The 19,641-nt window shown below is 73.5% G+C and carries 14 protein-coding genes; 5 read left to right on the top strand and 9 right to left on the bottom strand.

Annotated elements, in window-relative coordinates:
- Positions 1 to 98: 98 nt before the first annotated feature.
- The 3 genes from HS041_RS22775 to HS041_RS22765 all read right to left on the bottom strand — a co-directional run bounded on the left by HS041_RS22775 (position 99) and on the right by HS041_RS22765 (position 5,752).
- Complete coding sequence (locus HS041_RS22775; RefSeq protein WP_196442842.1) at positions 99 to 1,214, bottom strand: winged helix DNA-binding domain-containing protein; 1,116 nt, start codon at positions 1,212 to 1,214, stop codon at positions 99 to 101.
- A 62-nt stretch (positions 1,215 to 1,276) separates the two neighbouring features.
- A complete protein-coding gene (locus HS041_RS22770) occupies positions 1,277 to 3,616 on the bottom strand; it encodes an AAA family ATPase (RefSeq protein ID WP_196442841.1) in 2,340 nt (779 codons plus the stop codon).
- Between the two features lie 243 nt (positions 3,617 to 3,859).
- Entirely contained in the window at positions 3,860 to 5,752 is a 1,893-nt protein-coding gene (locus HS041_RS22765; protein WP_230879561.1) for a hypothetical protein, read from the bottom strand.
- Positions 5,753 to 6,093: 341 nt separating this feature from the next.
- Here HS041_RS22765 and HS041_RS22760 point away from each other — a divergent pair, with 341 nt between their 5' ends.
- The 3 genes from HS041_RS22760 (at position 6,094) to HS041_RS22750 (ending at position 9,754) form a co-directional block, all read left to right on the top strand.
- On the top strand, positions 6,094 to 7,644 hold the full coding sequence (locus HS041_RS22760) for an MFS transporter (protein WP_196442839.1): 1,551 nt from the start codon (positions 6,094 to 6,096) through the stop codon (positions 7,642 to 7,644).
- 64 nt (positions 7,645 to 7,708) lie between these two features.
- A complete protein-coding gene (locus HS041_RS22755) occupies positions 7,709 to 8,461 on the top strand; it encodes a DoxX family protein (RefSeq protein WP_196442838.1) in 753 nt (250 codons plus the stop codon).
- Positions 8,462 to 8,608: 147 nt separating this feature from the next.
- Entirely contained in the window at positions 8,609 to 9,754 is a 1,146-nt protein-coding gene (locus tag HS041_RS22750; protein WP_196442837.1) for a low temperature requirement protein A, read from the top strand.
- Positions 9,755 to 9,760: 6 nt separating this feature from the next.
- Here the strand turns inward: HS041_RS22750 and HS041_RS22745 are convergent, their stop codons facing one another.
- Complete coding sequence (locus tag HS041_RS22745) at positions 9,761 to 10,147, bottom strand: VOC family protein (protein WP_196442836.1); 387 nt, start codon at positions 10,145 to 10,147, stop codon at positions 9,761 to 9,763.
- Between the two features lie 226 nt (positions 10,148 to 10,373).
- Between HS041_RS22745 and HS041_RS22740 the strand changes: the two genes are divergently transcribed.
- Positions 10,374 to 12,290 (top strand): protein kinase domain-containing protein, encoded by a 1,917-nt coding sequence (locus tag HS041_RS22740; RefSeq protein ID WP_196442835.1) that lies wholly within the window; start codon positions 10,374 to 10,376, stop codon positions 12,288 to 12,290.
- On the top strand, positions 12,290 to 14,266 hold the full coding sequence (locus tag HS041_RS22735) for a protein kinase domain-containing protein (RefSeq protein WP_196442834.1): 1,977 nt from the start codon (positions 12,290 to 12,292) through the stop codon (positions 14,264 to 14,266). Before HS041_RS22740 ends, HS041_RS22735 begins: the two co-directional genes overlap by 1 nt.
- A gap of 608 nt (positions 14,267 to 14,874) precedes the next feature.
- Here the strand turns inward: HS041_RS22735 and HS041_RS22730 are convergent.
- The 5 genes from HS041_RS22730 to HS041_RS22710 all read right to left on the bottom strand — a co-directional run bounded on the left by HS041_RS22730 (position 14,875) and on the right by HS041_RS22710 (position 19,562).
- On the bottom strand, positions 14,875 to 16,647 hold the full coding sequence (locus HS041_RS22730) for an alpha/beta fold hydrolase (RefSeq protein ID WP_196442833.1): 1,773 nt from the start codon (positions 16,645 to 16,647) through the stop codon (positions 14,875 to 14,877).
- A gap of 106 nt (positions 16,648 to 16,753) precedes the next feature.
- A complete protein-coding gene (locus HS041_RS22725) occupies positions 16,754 to 17,314 on the bottom strand; it encodes a TetR/AcrR family transcriptional regulator (RefSeq protein ID WP_196442832.1) in 561 nt (186 codons plus the stop codon).
- Positions 17,298 to 17,741 carry a hypothetical protein gene (locus HS041_RS22720; RefSeq protein WP_196442831.1) on the bottom strand — a complete coding sequence of 148 codons (444 nt, stop codon included), beginning with the start codon at positions 17,739 to 17,741 and terminating at the stop codon, positions 17,298 to 17,300. The genes HS041_RS22725 and HS041_RS22720 overlap by 17 nt, the downstream gene beginning before the upstream one ends.
- 86 nt (positions 17,742 to 17,827) lie before the next feature.
- Positions 17,828 to 18,631: an SDR family oxidoreductase gene (locus HS041_RS22715; protein WP_196442830.1), complete on the bottom strand. Its 804-nt coding sequence runs from the start codon at positions 18,629 to 18,631 to the stop codon at positions 17,828 to 17,830.
- 67 nt (positions 18,632 to 18,698) lie between these two features.
- Positions 18,699 to 19,562 (bottom strand): RNA polymerase sigma-70 factor, encoded by an 864-nt coding sequence (locus tag HS041_RS22710; RefSeq protein WP_307845420.1) that lies wholly within the window; start codon positions 19,560 to 19,562, stop codon positions 18,699 to 18,701.
- Positions 19,563 to 19,641 lie beyond the last annotated feature (79 nt).

Genomic DNA, 19,641 nt, shown 5'->3' with positions numbered 1-19,641 from the left:
CCCCTGCCCGCCGGAACGCCGAGCCGCCTGGTCCTCGCCTGGCGCAGAATCGGGAGCTCACCTGTGGTCTCGGCATACGCCCGGCTGCCGGCGGAGGTTCACCGGGCGGCGCCGTGACCGGCGCCCTGTCCGAGAAGCCCCGCGACGCGCTCGGTCTCGGCTCTCAGCGCTGCGGACGGCACGTCCTCGAACAGATCGAGGATGATCTCACCGTCCTTGGCCTCCCAGACCCCGGCCACCCGGCCGCGATGGACCACCACCGGCGAGACCCACCCGGCCGCGCGGCTGACCTTGGCCTTGACCTCCTTGGGCAGCAGGGGTTCGAGGTCGCGGGGAGCACCCAGGATGTACTGGTCGAACCCAGGCAGCAGGTGCACGCCGGTGGCGGGCGCCGTCGCGGCCAGGTCGTCGAGGTGCTCGGCGAGCAGGACCATGGGGCGGCCCTCCACCTCGACCTCGGCCAGCTCGGGGGTGAGGTCGCGGAACCAGCCGCGCAGTGTCGCCTTGCGGGCGGCGCCCCGGTAGAGCCAGGAGTCGAAGGTCTCGGGAGCGCCGGGACCGTGCGCGCCGAGGAAGGAGCGGACCAGGGTCAGGCCGCCCTCCTCCGCCGAGGGCAGCGCGGGCGGCCAGCCGGGCACCCAGTCGCGGGGGCTGACGAAGGTGACCCGGCCCTCGCGCGGCGGGCCGTAGCAGAGCTCGCCGAGGAAACTGAGCGGTTTGAGCAGCGCGCCCCAGCCCGAGGCGAGCGCCTCCTGCAGGTGGACGTCGCCGGTGACCTCGAGAACGCCCTCGACCAGTTCCTCCCGGGTGAGGGTCCGGCCCGCGAGCGCCCGGGGGACGGCGTCGAGGATGGCCGCGACCTCCGCCGCGGTCACGCCGTGCCCCCGCTGCCACGACCCCTTGTCCCAGGTGCGGAACGAGCCGAGGACCGCGGCGTAGCAGGCCAGCTCGTCGGCCGGGACGAGGTGGAGCGTGCCGCGCGCCGTCCAGGTCTTGACCAGTGTGCGCTCCCGCCACAGGGCCTCGCCGACCTCGCCGCGCCGGGGCCGCGCCTGCCGTACGGCGACCGCGAGCTCGGCCGATGACGCCACCTGGGCCTGCACCCCGGTCAGCCGCCTGACCACCGAGACCGCGTCCGCCCCGGCCACCGGATCTGCGAACTGCCGTTTCAACCGCCACGCGAGCACCTGGGGCCAGGTCACCGAGATCGTCATGGTGCGTTCCTATACCCCGGGACCGACACTTCCCGCCCGCGGCCGGAACCGGCACGGCGGGTTCAGCGACCGGAGAGCTCGTCCACCGCGGCCCGCACGTCGGCGCTGGTGATCGTGGTCAGGTCGGCGGCGCTGGCGGTGCCGCCCAGGGCGGCCAGACGCACGTCGCGGCGCATCGCGGCACGCTCGAACAGCGAGCGGGCGAAGCGGCCGTTGCCCAGGCCGTCGATCAGCCCGTCCTCGCAGACCCAGGTGAAGACCTCGGCCAGGTCCTGGCGTGCGTCGTCGTCGAAACCGTCCCCCGAGGTCTCGGCGAGCAACTCGGCGATCTCGGCCAGCTCGCCCGGCGTGTAGGAGGGGAACCGCACCCGCTGGTTGAACCGGCTGGCCAGACCGGGGTTGCTGGACAGGAACGCGGCCGTCTCCCGCTCGTATCCGGCCAGGATGATCACCAGTCGGTCGCGGTCGTCCTCGGCCCGCTTGAGCAGGGTCTGCACGGCCTCGGAGCCGAACGCGTCGCCTCCGGCGTATCCGCTGTTGACCAGGCTGTAGGCCTCGTCGATGAAGAGGACCCCGCCCAGCGCCCGGTCCACCAGCTCGTTCGTCTTGATCGCGGTGGCCCCGAGGTGCTGGCCGACCAGATCGGCGCGCTGCGCCTCCACCACGTCCGGGCGGGAGAGCAGGCCCAGCGCGGCGAAGATGCGGCCGAGGATGCGCGCGACGGTGGTCTTGCCGGTGCCCGGCGGCCCGGTGAAGACGAAGTGCCGCATCTGCGGCGGGGTGGGCAGGCCGCGCTCCTGGCGCATCCTGGCCACCCGCAGCTGGGCGGCGATCGCGTGCACCTGGCGCTTGACCGGCTCCAGGCCGGCCATCCGGTCGAGGTCGGCGAGGGCCTCCTGCAGGCTCGGCGTGGCCTGGTAGCCGCGGTAACGGGCGGTGAGCTCGTCGAACGCCTTCGCCACGTCCGGCGCGGTGGTGGTCACCAGGTCCTCGGCGGTGGGCGAGCCGCCCGCGCCGACCACCCGCACGTCGCGCGCCTGCGCGGTGGCCTCCACCAGGCTGCGGACGAACCGGGCGTTGCCCAGCTCGTCGACGAGACCGCGGCGGTGGACGTCGTCGAACCTGGCCAGGAGCGCGGGCCGGGCGTCGTCGGACATCCGGTCGCCGCGCCGCCGCTGCAGCAGCTCGGTGATCTCCAGCAGCTCGCCCGGGGCGTATCCGGGGAAGCGGACCCGGGTGGCGAACCTGCTGGACAGGCCGGGGTTGGAGGCCAGGAAGGAGGTCATCTCCTTCTCGTATCCGGCCAGGATGACGATCAGCCGGTCGCGGTCGTCCTCGGCCCGCTTGAGCAGGGTCTGCACGGCCTCCGCCCCGAACCGGTCGGGCTGGCCGTCACCGGAGTTGATCAGGCTGTAGGCCTCGTCGATGAAGAGGACCCCGCCCAGCGCCCGGTCGATCAGCTCGTTCGTCTTGATCGCGGTGGCCCCGAGGAACTCCCCGACGAGGTCGGCGCGCTGCGCCTCCACCACGTAGGGCGTCTCCAGCAGGCCGAAGGCATAGAAGATCTTCGCGACGGTCCTGGCCACGCTGGTCTTGCCGGTGCCGGGCGGGCCGACGAACACGAAGTGGCCCATCGGCGGCTCGGTGGAGTATCCCGCCTCCTTGCGCAGGCGGGAGGCCTCGATCGAGGCCGCGATGGAGCGGACCTGCTCCTTGACCGGGGCCAGGCCGATCATGGCGTCCAGTTCTCCGAGCGCCTCCTCCACCGAGATCGGCGGCGGCGCGGACCTGCCGCCGGTCGCCGGGGACGGCTGCCCGCCCTCCTGGATCCGGACCCTGACCGGCTGCTCCCGCACGGTCAGCGTCGTCCTGGCCTGACGGGCCTGGACGAAACGGTAGACCAGCACCGCGCCGGCCACGGCGTATCCCGCCCACATGCCGGCGGCGGGCGCGAGGAAGGCCATCACGAAGATCGTCACCCCGGCGGGGAGCAGCGCCGCCAGCGTGGTCAGCCAGGGCGGGACCCAGCGGATGAGGTGGGCGGCCCCCGCCACGGCCACGCCCAGGAGCAGGAGCATGCCGAGAACGAGCGACTGCCCGCCGTACACGCCGGTGAGGATCGGTGACGGCAGCACCCAGGCGGCCAGGACCAGCGCGGTGGCGGCGGCGCGGGGGAAGCGCAGCGTCAGCGCCGTGAAGCCGAGCAGCGCGCCCGTCAGGAGGAGCGTGGTGATCGGGTCCCAGCTCAGCGCCGTGGCCAGGACGATCGCGGTGAGCAGGACCGCGACGTAGATCAACCGACGCAGCGCGGGGGCAAGGTGGAAGTAGCGCGTCCGTACTTGTTCGAACAGTTCCCGTGCCGCCGCCCGCCCGGCCGGCCTGGCCCTGTCGGAGTCCCGCATCCCGCCTCCCCGGTCCGCCCCCGGTTATACCGCACCGGGAGGGGATTTGGGCGTGCCCGCGCGGTGCGCCACGCCGTCCCTGCGGAACAATCCGGTAACCGTGTGGGATCGGGCGAATCCCGTGAATGGGAATGTCACCGGCGAGTCAGCCCTCCGGCCGGTGACGTTCGCGCCGGATCGGCCGCCTCCCGCCGGGCGGGCGGCCGACTCCGCCGGGGCACCCGGCACGCCCTCCGCCGCCTCTCAGCGCGAGGGCCTGCCGTCCCGCGGGCGCACCCGGCCCTGGTGGCGTCCGGGATACTCGCCGACCACGACGTGCTTGGGGGTGACCCGGAGCACGTCGGCCTCGGCGTCGGCGATCGCGATGCCGCGTACCTCGGCCCAGAAACGCCGGTCCAGCGGGTCGCTGACGAACACCGCCACCCTCGGGTCGCGCTCCGCCGCCCGCCAGGCGTCGTCGGCGGCGATCAGGCGGAGCTCCCCGCCCGGTCCCACCGAGCCGACCGAGCCGACGGCCAGCGCCCGCGGCCCCGTCTGGTCGGCGTAGGCGAGCACCACCCCGCGCGCACCGGTGAGGGCCTGGCGCACCTGCCCGCTGAGCCCGACCGGCGGCCCCACGTCGCCGGGCAGGCCGCGGCCGCAGTTCTCGCACATGACCAGCGAGCCCCGCCACGGCCCGGGCGCACCCCGCCACCACGCCCGGGCCGACCTGATGACGTAGGCGGCCACCACCGTCACCAGGGCCCCGATCCCCGCCTGCCACGCCCAGCGGTCGAACCGATCGGGGAGTTCCAGAGCCCGTACGGCCGCCGCCGCGCCGAGCGCGAGCGAAGCCGCGACGAGCAGGGCCGTCACACCGGTGAGCCAGCGGTCCCCGGCCGGCCCCCGGTGCCCGCCGGAGGCCCGTCCCGCCCTGTCGTGCGCCCAGCGCAGTGCGCCCGGCACGGCGAGCGCCGGGAGCGCCCACCGGGAGTCCGACAGGATCAGGGCGGCCCCCGCGACCGCGGCCAACGCCGACCAGGCCCGGACCGCCACCAGCCAGAGCGTCACGTCGGTGTCGCGCCGGGCCGTTCGGTCCCCGCCCGCCGCGGCGAACTCGGCCAGCGCCCTGACCGGCCGTCCCCGCCAGGCCTCGGTCAGCGTGCGCACGACGAGCACGGCGGCCCCGTTGAAGAGCACCAGGCCTGCCGGGACCGACCACGGGCTCCGCGCGAGCTCCGCCGGGGAGCCGGAGGCGAGCGTGGTCGCGGCGCCGGGAAGGGTGGCGAGCGCCGCGACGTAGGTCGCGACCGCCACCAGGGTGACCGAGACGCCGACGGCGAGCCACACGTCACGGACGAGCATGGCGGGGACGTAGGACCAGAGCCTGACCCGGTGGGCCTGGCGGAGGGTGATCGCCAGGACCGCGGCGAGCACCGCTCCCCCGCCGGTTCTGGCCTCTCCGACCAGGCTCGGGCCGGCGGCGACGGCGGTGGCGACCGCCAGGAGCGCCGCCGCGAGCAGGACCCGGACCTGCCGGGACCACACCTCCAGCGCGCGCCGCGCCCGCCCGGTCGCGCGCGGGTCGACCGGCCAGGCCGGATCGTGGTGCCCCCTGGATCGTTCCCAGCGCAGGAACGTCAGGCCCAGGTTGATCCGCGCGCCGGGATGGTCGTCCACGCGGTGCAGCGCCTGCCGGTAGGCGTTCCTGGCCTGCCGGTACTCCCCGCGCAGGAGTGACAGGTCGCCGACGAGCACGTGCGGGCCGGGCTCCTCGGGGGCGTAGCGCACGGCCCGCCCGGCCTGGGCCCAGGCCTCCTTCCAGCGCCCGGGGATCCGGCGCAGGGCCGTGCCCAGGCGCAGCCGCGCGGCCCAGGAGCCCGGCGCCAGCCGTACGGCCTCCTCCGCGGCGGCCACGGACTCCGCGTCCCGGCCGAGCCTCTCGAAGGCGAGGCTGGCGATGCGGTACCCCCACTCGGCCGCGTCCTCCGCCCCGGACCGGGGATCGCCCTCCACCGCCCGCCGGGCGGCCTCCAGAGCGGCCTCGGGCTGGTCCCTGCCCAGCCGGGCGACCGCCACCGCGCACCATTCACGCGCGCTGCCCGGTTCCGGCGGGAACGGGACCGCTGCGGGGTCCCTCTCGTCGCAGCCGCTCACCACGGCGACTCACGAACCTCACACCGACTGATCACTGCGGCTCACGGCCCTCGCACTGGTCCATCACGGCGACCTCATCACGGCGCTCACGGCGCTCGCACCGGCCGGCGCGGCTGCCCGCGAGCCCCGCGCCGGCTCCCACGACCGCAATGGTCGGTGCGAGATCACCGTTTGCCTAGATGCCCGATACAGGGGTCTATCTCTCTAGAGAGGTCGGTGATCCGGGTACGGCGACGCGCATACCACCGCGAATCGATCCTCCAATCCCTCTCCGTCCGCTCCTCGTTTTGGCCTAAGCTGCCACGCATGTTCATCCAGGCCGACACCCCCGCAGGCGGCCTATGACCACCGTGGAGACCGCGACCGGCGTCAGGCGCGCAGCGGTCGGCACGCATCCGTACGGGACCGGCCGCTGGTCGGTCCTCGTCCTGCTCTGCCTCAGCCTGTTGCTGATCACGGTGGACGCCACCGTGCTGCACATCGCCGTCCCCGCGCTCACGGCCGCGCTCGAACCGAGCTCGGTGCAACTGCTGTGGATCATCGACGTCTACTCCCTGGTGGTCGCCCCGCTGCTGCTGACCTTCGGCACGCTCGGCGACCGCTACGGGCGCAGGCGCCTGGTGCTGATCGGCTACCTGGTGTTCGGGGTCGCCTCGGCCGCGGCCGCGTTCGCGCCGAGCCCGTCGGCGCTCATCGCCGCACGGGCGCTCCTCGGCCTCGGCGGCGCCATGATCATGCCCGCCACGCTCTCCATCATCCGGCAGGTCTTCACCGACCGGCGGGAGCGGGCGATCGCGCTGGGCGTGTGGAGCGCGGTCGCGGCGGCCGGAGCGGCGGCCGGGCCGCTGGTCGGGGGCCTGCTCGTCGAGCACTTCTGGTGGGGCGCCGTCTTCCTGATCAACGTGCCGATCCTGCTGGTCCTGCTGCCGGCCGCGGCGCGGATCCTGCCCGAGTCCCGCGAGCGCGCCGGGCACCCCTGGGACGCGCCCAGCGCCCTGCTGTCGGTCCTCGGCATCCTCGCCCTCGCCTCCGGTCTGAAGGAGGCGGGATCGGGGCATCCGGGCGGGATCGTCATGTTCCTGGGCGGCGCGGGACTGCTGGCCTGGTTCGCACGCAGGCAGCGGCGGCTCGCCTTCCCCCTGCTGGACCTCGGGCTGTTCCGGCGGCGGGCGTTCTGCGTCGGGGTGGCGGCGGTGCTGCTCACCGTCTTCGCCCTCGTCGGGCTCCAGCTCATGCTCGCCCAGTACCTGCAGCTCGTGCTCGGCGACAGCCCGCCCGGGGCCGCCGTCCGCATGCTGCCGCTGATGGCCGCCTCGGTGGCCGGCGGCCTGGCGGGAGCGCACCTGCTGCGCCGGTTCGGGCTGCGCGCCACGATGGGCGGCGGGCTGGCGCTGACCGCCCTGTCCCTCGCTCCCACGCTGGCCTGGGGCACCGAGCGGCACGGGCTGGAGCTCACACTCTGCTTCGTCGGCATCGGCTTCGGCATCCAGGTCGCGCTGCTGGCCGCCTCCGACACGATCATGTCCTCGACCTCCGAGGCCCGCGCGGGCGGAGCCGCCGCGGTCGAGGAGACCGCCTACGAGCTCGGCGCCGGACTCGGCGTCGCGGTGCTGGGCACGATCACCACCGCCGTCTACGCGCCCGCCGTGCCGCCCGTGGCGGGCGTCTCCGCCGAGTCGATGGCCCAGGCCCGCCAGTCGCTCGCCGCCGCCGCGCACGTGGCGGACGAGATCGGCGGTGTCCCCGGGGCCGCGCTGCTGCAGGAGGCCCGGCTCGCGTTCGTCGCCGGACTGCACTCCTCGATCGTGGTGAGCGTGCTGCTGCTGGGCGCCATCGCCGCCGTGGCCTTCCTGGTGCCCCGGCGCTCCACCGACCGGAACGATCCGGACTGACGGGTTTGCCCGGTCCTGCTCCGGCTATGGGCAAGGGCGGTGAACCGGGCCAGAATGAGGAGCCGTGCGACAATCCCTCCGCGACATCGCCGCGCTGGCCGCCAGGCTGGGAGTCGGCGGCATCTTCTTCGCCAACGGCTGGAGCAAGCTGAAGGCGGGCCTGGACGCGACCGGCGACCAGTTCGCCACGCTGGGCGCACCCGTCCCCGAGCTCTGGGCCGGGACAACGATGCTGATGGAGCTCCTCGGCGGCGCCCTGCTGGTGGCCGGGCTCGCCGTACCCGTCTGCGGCCTGCTGCTGTTCGCCGAGGCCCTCGCGGTGTTCGCGATCGCCAACGGCGATCGCGGCCTGCCGCTGACCGGGGGCGAGATCAGTTTGGTCGTGGCGCTCGGCGCCGCCTCGATCATGCTGGCCGTCAACGGGGCCGGGCGGCTCTCGGTCGACCACATGGTGGTGATCAAACGGCGCGACGCCGAGGCGGCCGAGGACTTCGCGGCCGACTCCGAGGCCGACGACGTCCTGGCCTCGCTGCGCGAGCCGGAGTCGGCCGCACCCGTCTCGGGCGACCCCGCATCGCGTGCGGACGCGGCGGGCCCCGGCACGGCCTCCCCGAAGGGTCCGGACCCGAAGAGCGGCGGCCCGGAGGACGGGGCCCCGGCAGGCGGATCACCGGGGAACGGGGAGAGCGGCGCGGACACCGCCGAGTTCCCCGCCCGCCCCCGGGCCCGTCGCCGGGGAACGGCCGAGCAGCCCCCTCCCGGCAAACGCGGCGACACCCTCGTCGCCAAGCAGAAGGACACCCCGGCGGACGGCTGACCCAGAAGGGCGGTTCGGGGCAGCCCGGGACCGGCGACCCGCCCCTCACCCGTGTCTACGGGGATATATGGGGATATTTCATGAGATCGTTTCTCAGATAGCGATATCCGGTGCGCAGGCGCCGATCTCGCCGACACAATGTGCGCCATGCGTCTTCCCGGCTGGTTCGCCGAGCGGGCTGAACCCGCGCCCCCCGAGACCGAACTGCGCGTCTCCACGCTCGAGCTCTTCTTCGACCTGGTCTTCGTCTTCACCGTCACCCAGCTCACACAACTGATCGCCGACGGCATCCGGGACGGAGAACCGATCAGCGTCCTCCAGGTGCTGCTGGTGTTCGGCGTCATCTGGTGGATGTACGCGGGCTACGCCTGGCTGACCAACGCCATCCCCCCGGTACGGCCCGCCCGGCGGGTGCTGATCCTGCTGGGCATGGCCGGGTTCCTGATCGTGGCGCTGGCGATCCCGTCGGCGTTCGACGACGGCGGCATGGCCTTCGCGGCCGGCTACCTGCTGCTGATCCTCGTCCACGCGGGCCTGTACCTCCAGGCGACCGCCGCCTTCGCCCGGGTGGTCCCGTTCAACCTCGGCGGGGTGGCGCTGATCGGCGTGGCGAGCCTGCTCGACCCGCCCTACAACTATCTGCTGTGGGGCGCGGCCGTGCTGCTGCTGTGGGGCAGCCCGTACTTCATCGGCCAGAAGGGCTTCCAGCTCAAGCCCGAACACATCGTCGAGCGGCACGGGCTGCTGGTGATCGTGGCGCTCGGCGAGTCGATCGTGGCACTCGGGATCGGCGCCCAAGGTCTGCCGGTCGGCTTCGCCCTGGGTCTGACCGCGGTGCTGGGCCTGGCCCTGGCCGCGGGCCTGTGGTGGATCTACTTCGGCGGCGACGACGAGACCCACGCCGAGCACGCCCTGGCCGGGAGCGAGCCGGTGCGGCGCACCCGGCTGGTCCTCGGCGCCTACTTCTACGCGCACATCCCGATGCTGCTCGGCATCGTCGCGGTCGCCGCCGGGGTCAAGAAGGTGATCGGCCACCCGGTCGACCCGCTGAAGCTCAGCGCCGCCGTGACGCTCGCCGCGGGCGTCACCCTGTTCCTGGCGGGCAGCGCGTGGTTCCGCCGGGTGCTCGGCATCGCGGGCAACCGGCTCCGGGCGGTGGGCGCGGCGGCCGCGCCGGTCACCGTCGTCCTCGGGCTGTGGTCCGCTCTGGCGCAGCTCGCCGTGCTGGTGGCCCTGCTGACCGCGGTGATCGTCCTCGAACGCCGCCCGGTGGCGGCCCGACCGGTCCCCTGACCCCCGTCACCCGCCGCTGCCGTACGGGCGGGTGATGATCTCCAGGTTGTGCCGGTCGGGGTCCTCGAAGTAGAGCCCGCGCCCGCCGTCGTGGCGGTTGAACTCGCCGGGCCGACGGTGGCCAGGGTCGGCGTAGTAGGTGATCCCGGCCTCCCGGATCCGCGCGAAGATCTCGTCGAACTCCTCCTCGGAGACGAGGAAGGCGTAGTGCTGGGAGATGATCGGCCCGTCGCCGGCGTCCATGAAGTCCAGGGTCACCCCGTTGGCCGTCTCGACGGGGAGGAACGGACCGTACGGCGGGCCGACCTCGAGTCCCAGGACGGCGGCCAGGAAGTCGGCGGACGCCTTCTTGTCGCGGGCGGCGACGATGGTGTGGTTCAGCTCGACCGGCATGCGGATACCTCCGAAGACGCGTCATCGGCGACCGCGTCACCGCAGGGCGAGGGCCGTGACGGGTCGCGGGCCCCATCCTAGGCGACGAGGACGATCTTCACCGGCGGGCGCCGGCAGGCCGGCGACGGCCAGTGGATCCGATCACATTGGTGAAAATACTGCTATTTGCCCCCATTAATCCGCATAATTGATGATCCGCAAACGGCAGCTTCAGGGGGGAACCGTCATGCCGGAAATCGGGCCGATCGGACCGGGGGACCCCGGCCGCGTGGACGGGTACGAGATCGTCGCGCGACTCGGGGACACGGTCTACCTCGCGCGCTCCCCGTCCGGCGACCGGGTCGTCGTCCGGCTGCTCCCCCCCGACCTCGGCCGGGAGCAGGTCCTCGACGCGATCGCGCCGCTGCGCGAAGCCTCGGCGTTCTGCACCGCCGAGATCCTGGACAGCGGGGTCGCGGACGGCCGGCCGTACATCGTGAGCGAGTACATCGACGGCCCCACGCTCAAGGAGGCGGTCGCCTCCGGGGGCACGCTCCAGGGGGCCGCGCTGCACCGGCTGGCGGTCGGCACGATGACGGCGCTGGTCGCCCTCCACCAGGCGGGGACGGCCCACGGGGACATCCGCCCGGACAACGTGGTGCTGGGCCCGGACGGGCCCCGAGTGATCAATTTCGGGGTGGCCAGGGCGATCTCGGCCACCGCCGCCACCGAGACCCGCCGGGTCGGCGTCCCGGCCTTCACCGCCCCCGAGCTGCTGCACGGGGCCGCTCCCGCGCCCCCGGCCGACCTCTTCGCCTGGGCCGCGACCCTGGCGTTCGCCGCGACCGGCCGCTCCCCCTTCGACGACGGGTCGATGGCCGGCACCGTCAACCGCATCCTGCACGGCGACCCCGACCTGAGCATGCTCCCCGAAGACCTGAAGGGCGTCGTCGCGGCCGGCCTGGCCAAGGACCCGGACGCCCGCCCCGCCGCGAGCGACGTCCTGCTCAAACTGGTCGGCGAGCTGCTCACCTCCGACCTCGGCCCGCCCCCGCCCGCCGTCCGCCCGGTGCGGCGGAGCCGGCCGCTGCTCCTCGGCGCGGCCGCGACGGCGATCGCCCTGCTCTCCGGGGGCGGCGTGTATCTCGCCACATCCGTTCCCGTGGCCTCGATCACCGCCCCCGCGACCTCTTCCGCGACTCCGGCCGGAGAGCTGCTGCCCTCCGCCCCGCCCGCCGCGAGCGGCCCGGACACCGTGCTCTCCCCGCTGGAGGAGGTGGAGAAGACCTCCGAGGACGTCACCCTGCCCGACGTCGGAGTCACGCTGCACGAGCACCCGAAGGACCCGACCGGGCTCGGCGCCTACACCATGGTCGGGAGCCCGCTCACCACCTTCGCCCGGGACAAGGGCAAGCACGGCTTCCGTACGGTGGACAGCGGGATGGAGCCGGCTCTCTCCCCGGACCAGGAGCTGGTGGCGCTCAGTCCCTACCTGAAGTTCAACCAGTCGGACACCGACTACCTGAAGATCACCAAAGTCGCGACCGGCGAGACCTTCACCGTGCCGACGGTGCGCAAGCCGTTCCAGACCTTCGTCCCGGTGTGGTCGGCGGACGGTTCCAAGGTGCTGCTCTCGGTCCACCAGCCGGACAAGAAGGTGATCGGCGGCTTCGTGATCGTGGACGTGACCGCGCGGAAGTCCACACTCGTGGTGACGGAGGTGGTGGGCAGCGAGGTCAACCCCTTCACCTTCGCCCCCGACGGGTCGGTCGCCCGCCGCTACTTCGACGGCGAGAAGTCCGGCGCCGACTTCTACAACCTCCAGGGACAGATCGTCCGGACCATGCACTGGGTCGGCGACCCCCGGGGGACGAACTGGTTCTCCCCCTCCGGAAAGCTCTTCTCCACCATCTGCCCCAAGGGGAAGGACATCTGCGTGTGGGACACGGTGACCGGCAACCGCCGCCACACCGTCCCCGGCACCGACGTGACGGCGCTCCTCGGCTGGTTCAACGAGAACCATCTGCTGGTGCAGAAGCGCGCCGGGAAGAACCGCCAGATCCAGGTGATCGACTTCGTCGGCGGCACGCATCGCGTGCTCGCCGACCTCAAGGGCGGGAAGGACGGGGCCGCCCTGAGCTTCACCCGCAGGCGGGTCTCCTGATGCCGGTCGATCCGCCGCCGGCCGGCGACCCCTCTCGGATCGGCGCCTACCGGATCACCGGCAGGCTCGGCGCGGGCGGGCAGGGCGTCGTCTACCTCGCCGTCTCCCCCTCCGGGGACCCGGTCGCGGTCAAGCTGCTGCGCTCGGGCGCCCGCGGCCCCACCGCCGCCGAGTTCGACCGGGAGATCGAGCTGGCCCTGCGGGTGAAGGCGTTCTGCACGGCGCAGGTGCTGGAGCACGGCGAATTCGACGGCGCGCCGTACATCGTGAGCGAGTACGTCGACGGCCCCACCCTCGCCCGGGTGATCTCCGAGCGCGGCGCGTTGCGGGGCGCCGAGCTGCGCAGGCTGGCGATCGGCACCCTGACCGCGCTGTCCGCGATCCACCAGGCGGGCGTGGTCCACCGGGACTTCAAGCCCGCCAACGTGCTGCTGCCCAGGGACGGCCCCCGGGTGATCGACTTCGGGATCGCCCAGGCGGCGGACTCCACGGCCGCGGCCGCCGAGCATGTCGTCGGCACTCCGCCGTACATGGCGCCCGAGCAGTTCAGCGGGTCGGGGAGCGGCGCGGCCTCCGACATGTTCGCCTGGGCGGCCACGGTGACCTGTGCGGCGACGGGGAGCCCTCCGTTCGGGACGGGCCCGATGCCCGCGCTGATCCATCGGATCCTGTCCGGCGAGCCGCAGCTGGGCGGGCTGGACGGGCAACTGCGGGAGCTGGTCCTGGAATGCCTGGCCAAGAATCCCGCCGTACGGCCGACCGCCACGGCCGCGCTGCTCCGGCTGCTCGGCCACCCCGTGCCGCCGCGGCTGCTGCTGGCAGAGGGGCGGGCCCGGGCCGGAGGACGCACCGGGCGCCGGGAGGAGGACACGATCCCTCCGCCGTCGGCCGGTGGCACGCCGTCCGCAGGCCGGCGGAGGACGGCCGCCGGGCTCGCCGCCGTGACGCTCGCGGTCGCCTCCGGGTTCGGCGTCTACCTGGCGCGGGCGGAGGAGGCACCGGTCGGCGCCGGGCCGGCGGGAGGGAGTACGGCGAGCCCCTCCGAGCAGCGAAGGGCCTCGGGGACGATGGCCCCCGTGGCGACGACCGCGGTGCGGATCCCCGGAACCGGTATCACCCTGCGGGAGGACCGCAGAGACCCCTGGCGGGTCACCTCCTACCAGGACAACCGGGAGTATCCGGCCTGGGGCCCCTCGCACGTCAGGGCCACCGGCGGGGACGCCTTCGAGAGGCTCGGCGGGCGGCACCACGCCGTCGTCTCCCCCGGCGGCTCGTACGTCGCGATCAGTCCGGAGATCAAGGCTGACTTCTCCGACTTCGACCGGATCCGGATCGTCGATCGGAGCAGCGGGCAGGAGACCACGGTCCAGACGGTCCGGCGGCCGGAGCAGACCCGCTTCCCGCGCTGGTCGCCCGACGGCTCCCGGCTGCTGCTGACCGTCCTGGAGACGGTGGGGTGGGAGGAGGTCGGGCGGGACGCGGGCTTCGTGATCGTGGACGCGGCCTCGCGCCGCGCGCGCCTCGTGCGGGTCGCCGACGACGGCGACGGTCCTCGTCCGTACGCGTGGGGGCCCGACGGGACCACGGTGGTCCAGCGGGCGCCCGGCGGGTCGGTGGACGTCAGGAACCTGGACGGCACGCTCGTCCGCACCCTGCGCTCGGTCGGCGAGGCGACCCCGGACGACGTGGCGGTCACTTCGGTGGGCGCGGTGGTCACAACGATATGTCCAGATAAATCAGGGAATGTCTGCCTATGGGACTACGTAACCGGAGCGAAGAAGGCCACGGTGCCGATCGCAAAAGGGGCGGTCTTCGGCGGCTGGCTGGGCGAGCGGAACCTCCTCGCCGTCCGCCCCCGAGGCAAGGACAGGAAAGAGGTGGTCATGATCGACCTCAGGGGAGACACCGTACGCGTCCTCGCGGACGGCCCCGCCGCCGAGATCGACGGGATCACCCTCCGGTACACCCTGCGGTGACGCCGGAGAGGCCGGAAACCTTACCATCCAGAGAATTCCGCTACCACCCGTATAAATGCGGATTCCCAGAGTCACCAAACCTATTGAACCCGGACGCGTCGCCCCTATAGGTTGGCGCGCATGAACCCCAGGGAAAAGTCAGGTTCAAGCGAGCGCCAACCGAGCGTCAAGTGCCGCAGCGCACAGTGACGGCAAGGAGAGGGGGCAAGATCATGAGACGCATCAGGACCGCCCGGCCGCAGGGCCGCCGTCCCATCCGAGTTCCCGACCTGGATCTGCGGTCCCCGTCGGGCCGCCGGCTGCCCTACTGACGGGATCTTTACGGCAGCCTTACGCGGTTATATGCATATTCCATATAACGGAACCATCACGCCGGGGGGCTCAATGAAGAGACTTGTGGTCGTCCCACCATATGTTGCAAGGATCAAGATCCGGGACATCCGCTCCGTGACACGCCGTAGAGCCCCCGGCGACACCAAGGTCGTCGATCTGCGCGCCTACACCGGCCGCAACGTCATCCGCTTCCCGCGTCCGGGCGGACCCGCCCCCGCCGCCTGACCCCGGTCTCCCGGAGACCCCGTCGGCCGCGATCTCCGCGGCCCGTTCCCTCAGGACCGTCCCGCGCCCCGGACGCCCGCGCGCGCTCCGGAGAGCACCTCGGCGAGCTCACCGGGATGGGTGAGCTGCGGATAGTGCCCGGCCCCGCCGATCAGGACCGCCGGGCGGTCCACCGCGAGCGGGTCGCCCGACCCCGCGACGAGCGTCACCGGCACCTCGACGCGGTCGAGCAGCGGGCGGAGCTCCCGCCCGTCGGCATGGGCCGTCCGCATCGACGCGAGCACCCGCCGCGCCGCTCCCGGGCGGCTCAGGTCCGCCGGCGCGCCCGGCGGGACGCCGAGGCCCCTCCCCAGCCGCTCCCGCGACATGCGGCGCAGTGCGGGGGCGGCGAGCCGCGACCGGGAGAACCACCCTGCCGGCTCCTGAAGGAACGCCGGGGCGACCAGCACGAGCCCGGCGATCCGGTCCGGGTGGGCGACGGCGTACCGGAGCGCGGGACCGCAGCCGGCCGAGTGGCCCACGAGCAGCGGGCGGGTGATGACCGGGCGGAGCAGGCCGGCCAGCCACCCGTCCGTCCCGCCGGAGGCGGATGCCGGACGGCCTGCGGGCAACGGGGCCGATCGGCCGAGTCCGGGCAGGTCGGGAGCGAGCACCGGGGCGTCGAGCCGTGCGGCCACCTCCGCCCACGAGTCGGCGTCCAGCGGCAGCCCGTGGAGCAGCACGTACCGGGGGGTCTCGGGCGCGCCGGTCACCCAGGTCCGTACTCCGGCGACGTCGCGGAAGCCGTACGGCCGCACCGGGCCCTCCACCCGGCTCACCGGCTTCCCACCGGCCCCGTACGACCCGCGTCCGTTGGGCGCGGCACCGAACCGGGCGGCCACCAGCTCGTCGGCCCAGCGCCGGAGCGCCTCGCCGACCGGTGGCATGTGCAGCCCCGCCCGCCGCGCGAAGGCCAGCGCCGGCGCGGTGTCGTAGCGGTCGGCCGACATGAACGACAGCGTCTCCGGATCGGCTCCGGTCAGTGCGCGGGGCAGCCTCCGCACCAGCCCGACCGGGATCGACCGGCGCGGCGCGCGCACGCCCAGGTGGCCTGCGAGCAGGGCGACCAGCTCCGGCAGCTCGGGCGTCGCGTCGTCGAGCACCCAGTAGGCCCGGCCCGCGGTCTCCTCGTGCTCGGGCACCGCGGCCATGAAACGGGCGAAGTAGTCGATGTCCACGACCGGCAGGAAGACGCCGGAGCCTCCGGGGAGGACCGGGAGCCGCCCGTGCCAGAGATCGTGGACCAGCGAGGCCAGGCCGATGAACTGGCCGGGGCCGATCACCGTGGCGGGGTTGACGACCGTCAGGGGGACGCCCAGCTCGCGAGCCCGGCGGCGGACCGCCGCGTCCCCCTCGGCCTTGGACGCCTCGTAGGCGCCGAGCGCCCCGTAGTCCGGCTCCGCGTCGCTCACCCGGTAGCCGCTGACGTGGACCAGGCGGCGCAGGCCGGGACGGGCGGCGGCCCAGTCGGCCACGTTGACCGCGCCGGTGACGTTGGCGAGCCGCGCCTCCTCGACGCTCAGCCCGAAGGCGAAGCGGGCGGCGGCGTTGTAGACGTCGCGCACCCCGTCCAGCCCCGCGAGGCCGAGACCCGGCACGGTGACGTCCGAGGCGACGACGGTCAGTCCGGCCGCGTCCACCTCCTGCCCGGCGAGCCAGGAGGTGAGCCGCTCCTCCGGCCCCCGGACGGCGGCGGCGACCCGGCGCCCCCGCCGGAGCAGCTCGGCGACCAGGGAACGGCCGACGAACCCGGCCGCGCCGAAGACGATGGAGTCGGGGGTCATGTGATCTCCTTGTGAATAACAGATCGGTCTACATATTAATTGGCCGGAAAACAGGCCCTCCGGGAGGAGGGCCGGTGGCCGGGACGGCTCGCCGCGACGAGCCGCCCTACAGCAGTGCCGAGATCCGGCGGGTGACGCGGTCGAGCGGCTCCCTGCTCCGGTGCGCCCTGGCCAGCAGCAGGGCTCCCTCGACCAGGGCGAGGACGGTGACGGCGGTGTCGGCGGGGTCGGGGTGCCCGTCGGCGGCCAGCCGGTCGCGCAACGCGCCCTCCCAGGAGCCGTAGACCTCCGAGCAGACCTCGTGCAGCGGGTCGCTCGTGGCCGCCATCTCCAGGGCGACCGTGGCCACCGGGCAGCCCTTGCGCCACCCGGACGTCTCCAGCCGGTCGCCGAGCAGCCCCAGCACCCCGGCGACCAGGCTCTCCGCGTCGGGCGCGGCCTCCGCCAGCTCGCGGACGGCCTCGCCGATCTCGCGGCCCGCCCGCCGCACCGACTCTCCGACGAGCTGATCCTTGCCCCCGGGGAAGTGGAAGTAGAGCGAGCCGCGCGGCGCCCCGCTGGCCGCGACCACCTGATTCAGTCCGGCCCCGAAGTACCCGCCGGTCTCGATCAGGTCCCGCGTCGCGTCCAGCAGGCGCCCGCGTGTCTCCTCACCTTTCCGACCCATGCGTTAAAAGTAGACCGGTCTTCTTATTCTTGGCAAGGTCCCAGGTCAGCAGGGCGAGCGGGAGCGCCACGGCGAGCGAGAGCGTGACCGCCTGGCCGATCGCGTCCACCGCCGCGAAGTGCCCGAGATGTCCCAGGTGGAAGGCGAGGTGGGGGGTCGCGAACGCCAGGTACCCGGCGAGCACCGTGCGCACCAGCAGGCGTTCCGGCGCCACGGCCGCCACCGCCAGCATCATCCCGAACCCCAGGTTGAGGCCGCCGAAGTCGAGCAGCAGATGCTCGTTGTACGGCGGCAGCATCGCCACCCACCGGCGTCCCGGGAACGGGAAACCCTCGTAGAACCCGGCCGGGGAGATCAGCGCCCACGCCCCGACCACGAGCTCGGTGACCGCCAGGTAGATCAGTCCCGCCCGGAACCAGGTCGGCACCCGGCCCGGCCGTACCCCCCGGCCTCCGGCGCCCTCCGGCCGTCCCGACTGTCCCCGATCCGATCGCACCGCGTCCCGCCCCGCGCTCATCGGTCCGCCCCCGCGTATCCCGAGCGCTCCGAGGACGCGACCAGGAACCGCGCGAAGGTGGTCCGGCCGTCGCGGTGGGCGGGGGCCAGGTGCACGCCCCGCCGGAAGGCGGCGGCGACCCTGCCGGGGATCGGGACCGGCAGCACGGGCCGCCGCCTCCCGGCCGAGCCCAGGTAGATCCGAGCGATCTCGGCCGCACCGAGGATCTCCGGACCGCCCATGTCGGGCACCCGTCCGGCGGGCTCGCCCAGCGCCAGTTCGGCCAGGCGCGCGGCGACCTCGCCGGCCTCGACCGGCTGGAAGCTCATTCCGGCCGGGACGGGCACGATCGGCAGCCTGGCCAGCGCCCGCGCGGCGGACAGGACCAGGTCGTGGAACTGAACGGCGCGCAGGATCGTGTACGGCAGACCGGAGCGCTCGATCATGGTCTCGACCTCGTACTTCGCCCGGTAGTAGGAGTAGGGGTGCCGGTCGACGCCGACGATCGAGATGTAGACCAGGTGCGTCCCCCCGGCCGCCGCGGCGATCAGCCTCCGGGCGCCCTCCACGTCGGCCCCGCGCTTGAGGGGGTCGCTGGCCAGGTGGACGACGGTCCGCACGCCGTCGAGGGCCTCCGCCAGGCCCGCTCCGGTGCTCAGGTCACCGATGTACGGCCCGCGCGTGCGGCTGAGCACCCGGACGGGGCGACCGGCCGCCGCGAGCCGGTCCACGACGTGGCGGCCGAGGGTGCCGGTGCCGCCGGTGACGAGGATGTCCCCTGCGGTGTTCTCTGTGGTGGTCTCTGCGGTGTTCTCTGTCATGCCACTGAGAACCGGCGAGCTCACCCGAACGTGACAATCTCACGGGGAAGTTTTCCGGGACCGGGTCTCACGAACCCGCGAGCTCCGCGAACCGGGACAGCTTGTCGGGGTTGAGCACGCTCCGCAGGCCGACGACCATCCCGTCGGCGACCTCCACCACGAAGACCGTGACGACCTGCCCGCCCAGCAGTCCGACGATCGCGTCCTGGCCGTTGGCCTCGACGTAGCGCGCCTCGACGCCCTCGCCGAACTTGGCCACGACCCCGGCCACGTACCGGATGACCTTCTCCCTGCCCAGGACGGGCCGCAGCGCCGCGCTGACCCTGCCGCCGCCGTCGGCCCAGGCGACCACGTCGGCGGCGAGGACCTTCTCCAGCCCTTTCAGGTCCCCGCTCTGCGCGGCCCACAGGAAGCGCTCCACGATCGTGCGGCGCTGTTCGCCGGGGGCGTCGAACCTGCGGGGCTCGCCGATCCGCTGCCGCCCCCGGTGGTAGAGCTGGCGGCAACCGGCCTCGGAGAGGTCGAGCACGTCGGCGATCTCGCGGTAGCCGTACGCGAACGCCTCGCGCAGCACGAAAACGGCGCGTTCGGCCGGGGTGAGCCGCTCCAGCAGGACCAGGAAGGCCATGGAGACGGAGTCGCGCTGCTCGGCGGTCTCCAGCGGGCCGAGGGCGTCGGTCGGCACGGGTTCGGGAAGCCAGGTGCCGACGTAGCTCTCGCGGGTGGCGCGGGCGGCGGTCAGCCGGTTGAGGCAGAGGTTCGTGACCACCTTGGCGAGCCAGGCGCCGGGGGCTGCGACGCTGCCCGGCTCGGTGCCGATCCAGCGCAGGCAGGCGTCCTGGACGACGTCCTCGGCCTCGGCCGCGGAGCCGAGCATCCGGTAGGCCAGGCCGAACATCCTCGCCCGGTGGGCTTCGAACTCATCAATCACGCGCCCAGCGTGACAGAGGCGTCCGGAATGAGGCCAATCGTAGAACGGAACATTATGTTCCATGAGCTACACTGGCAGC

Source organism: Planomonospora sp. ID67723 (assembly GCF_015711605.1).
GTDB lineage: Bacteria > Actinomycetota > Actinomycetes > Streptosporangiales > Streptosporangiaceae > Planomonospora_A.
This window is presented reverse-complemented; position numbering and strand designations above follow the sequence as displayed.

Excerpts from the sequence above, each read along its gene's own strand:
- HS041_RS22775 (WP_196442842.1), bottom strand. The coding sequence starts at position 1,214 with ATGACGATCTCGGTGACCTGGCCCCAGGTGCTCGCGTGGCGGTTGAAA.
- HS041_RS22770 (WP_196442841.1), bottom strand. The coding sequence starts at position 3,616 with ATGCGGGACTCCGACAGGGCCAGGCCGGCCGGGCGGGCGGCGGCACGG.
- HS041_RS22760 (WP_196442839.1), top strand. The coding sequence starts at position 6,094 with ATGACCACCGTGGAGACCGCGACCGGCGTCAGGCGCGCAGCGGTCGGC.
- HS041_RS22750 (WP_196442837.1), top strand. The coding sequence starts at position 8,609 with ATGCGTCTTCCCGGCTGGTTCGCCGAGCGGGCTGAACCCGCGCCCCCC.
- HS041_RS22745 (WP_196442836.1), bottom strand. The coding sequence starts at position 10,147 with ATGCCGGTCGAGCTGAACCACACCATCGTCGCCGCCCGCGACAAGAAG.
- HS041_RS22740 (WP_196442835.1), top strand. The coding sequence starts at position 10,374 with ATGCCGGAAATCGGGCCGATCGGACCGGGGGACCCCGGCCGCGTGGAC.
- HS041_RS22735 (WP_196442834.1), top strand. The coding sequence starts at position 12,290 with ATGCCGGTCGATCCGCCGCCGGCCGGCGACCCCTCTCGGATCGGCGCC.
- HS041_RS22730 (WP_196442833.1), bottom strand. The coding sequence starts at position 16,647 with ATGACCCCCGACTCCATCGTCTTCGGCGCGGCCGGGTTCGTCGGCCGT.
- HS041_RS22725 (WP_196442832.1), bottom strand. The coding sequence starts at position 17,314 with ATGGGTCGGAAAGGTGAGGAGACACGCGGGCGCCTGCTGGACGCGACG.
- HS041_RS22715 (WP_196442830.1), bottom strand. The coding sequence starts at position 18,631 with ATGACAGAGAACACCGCAGAGACCACCACAGAGAACACCGCAGGGGAC.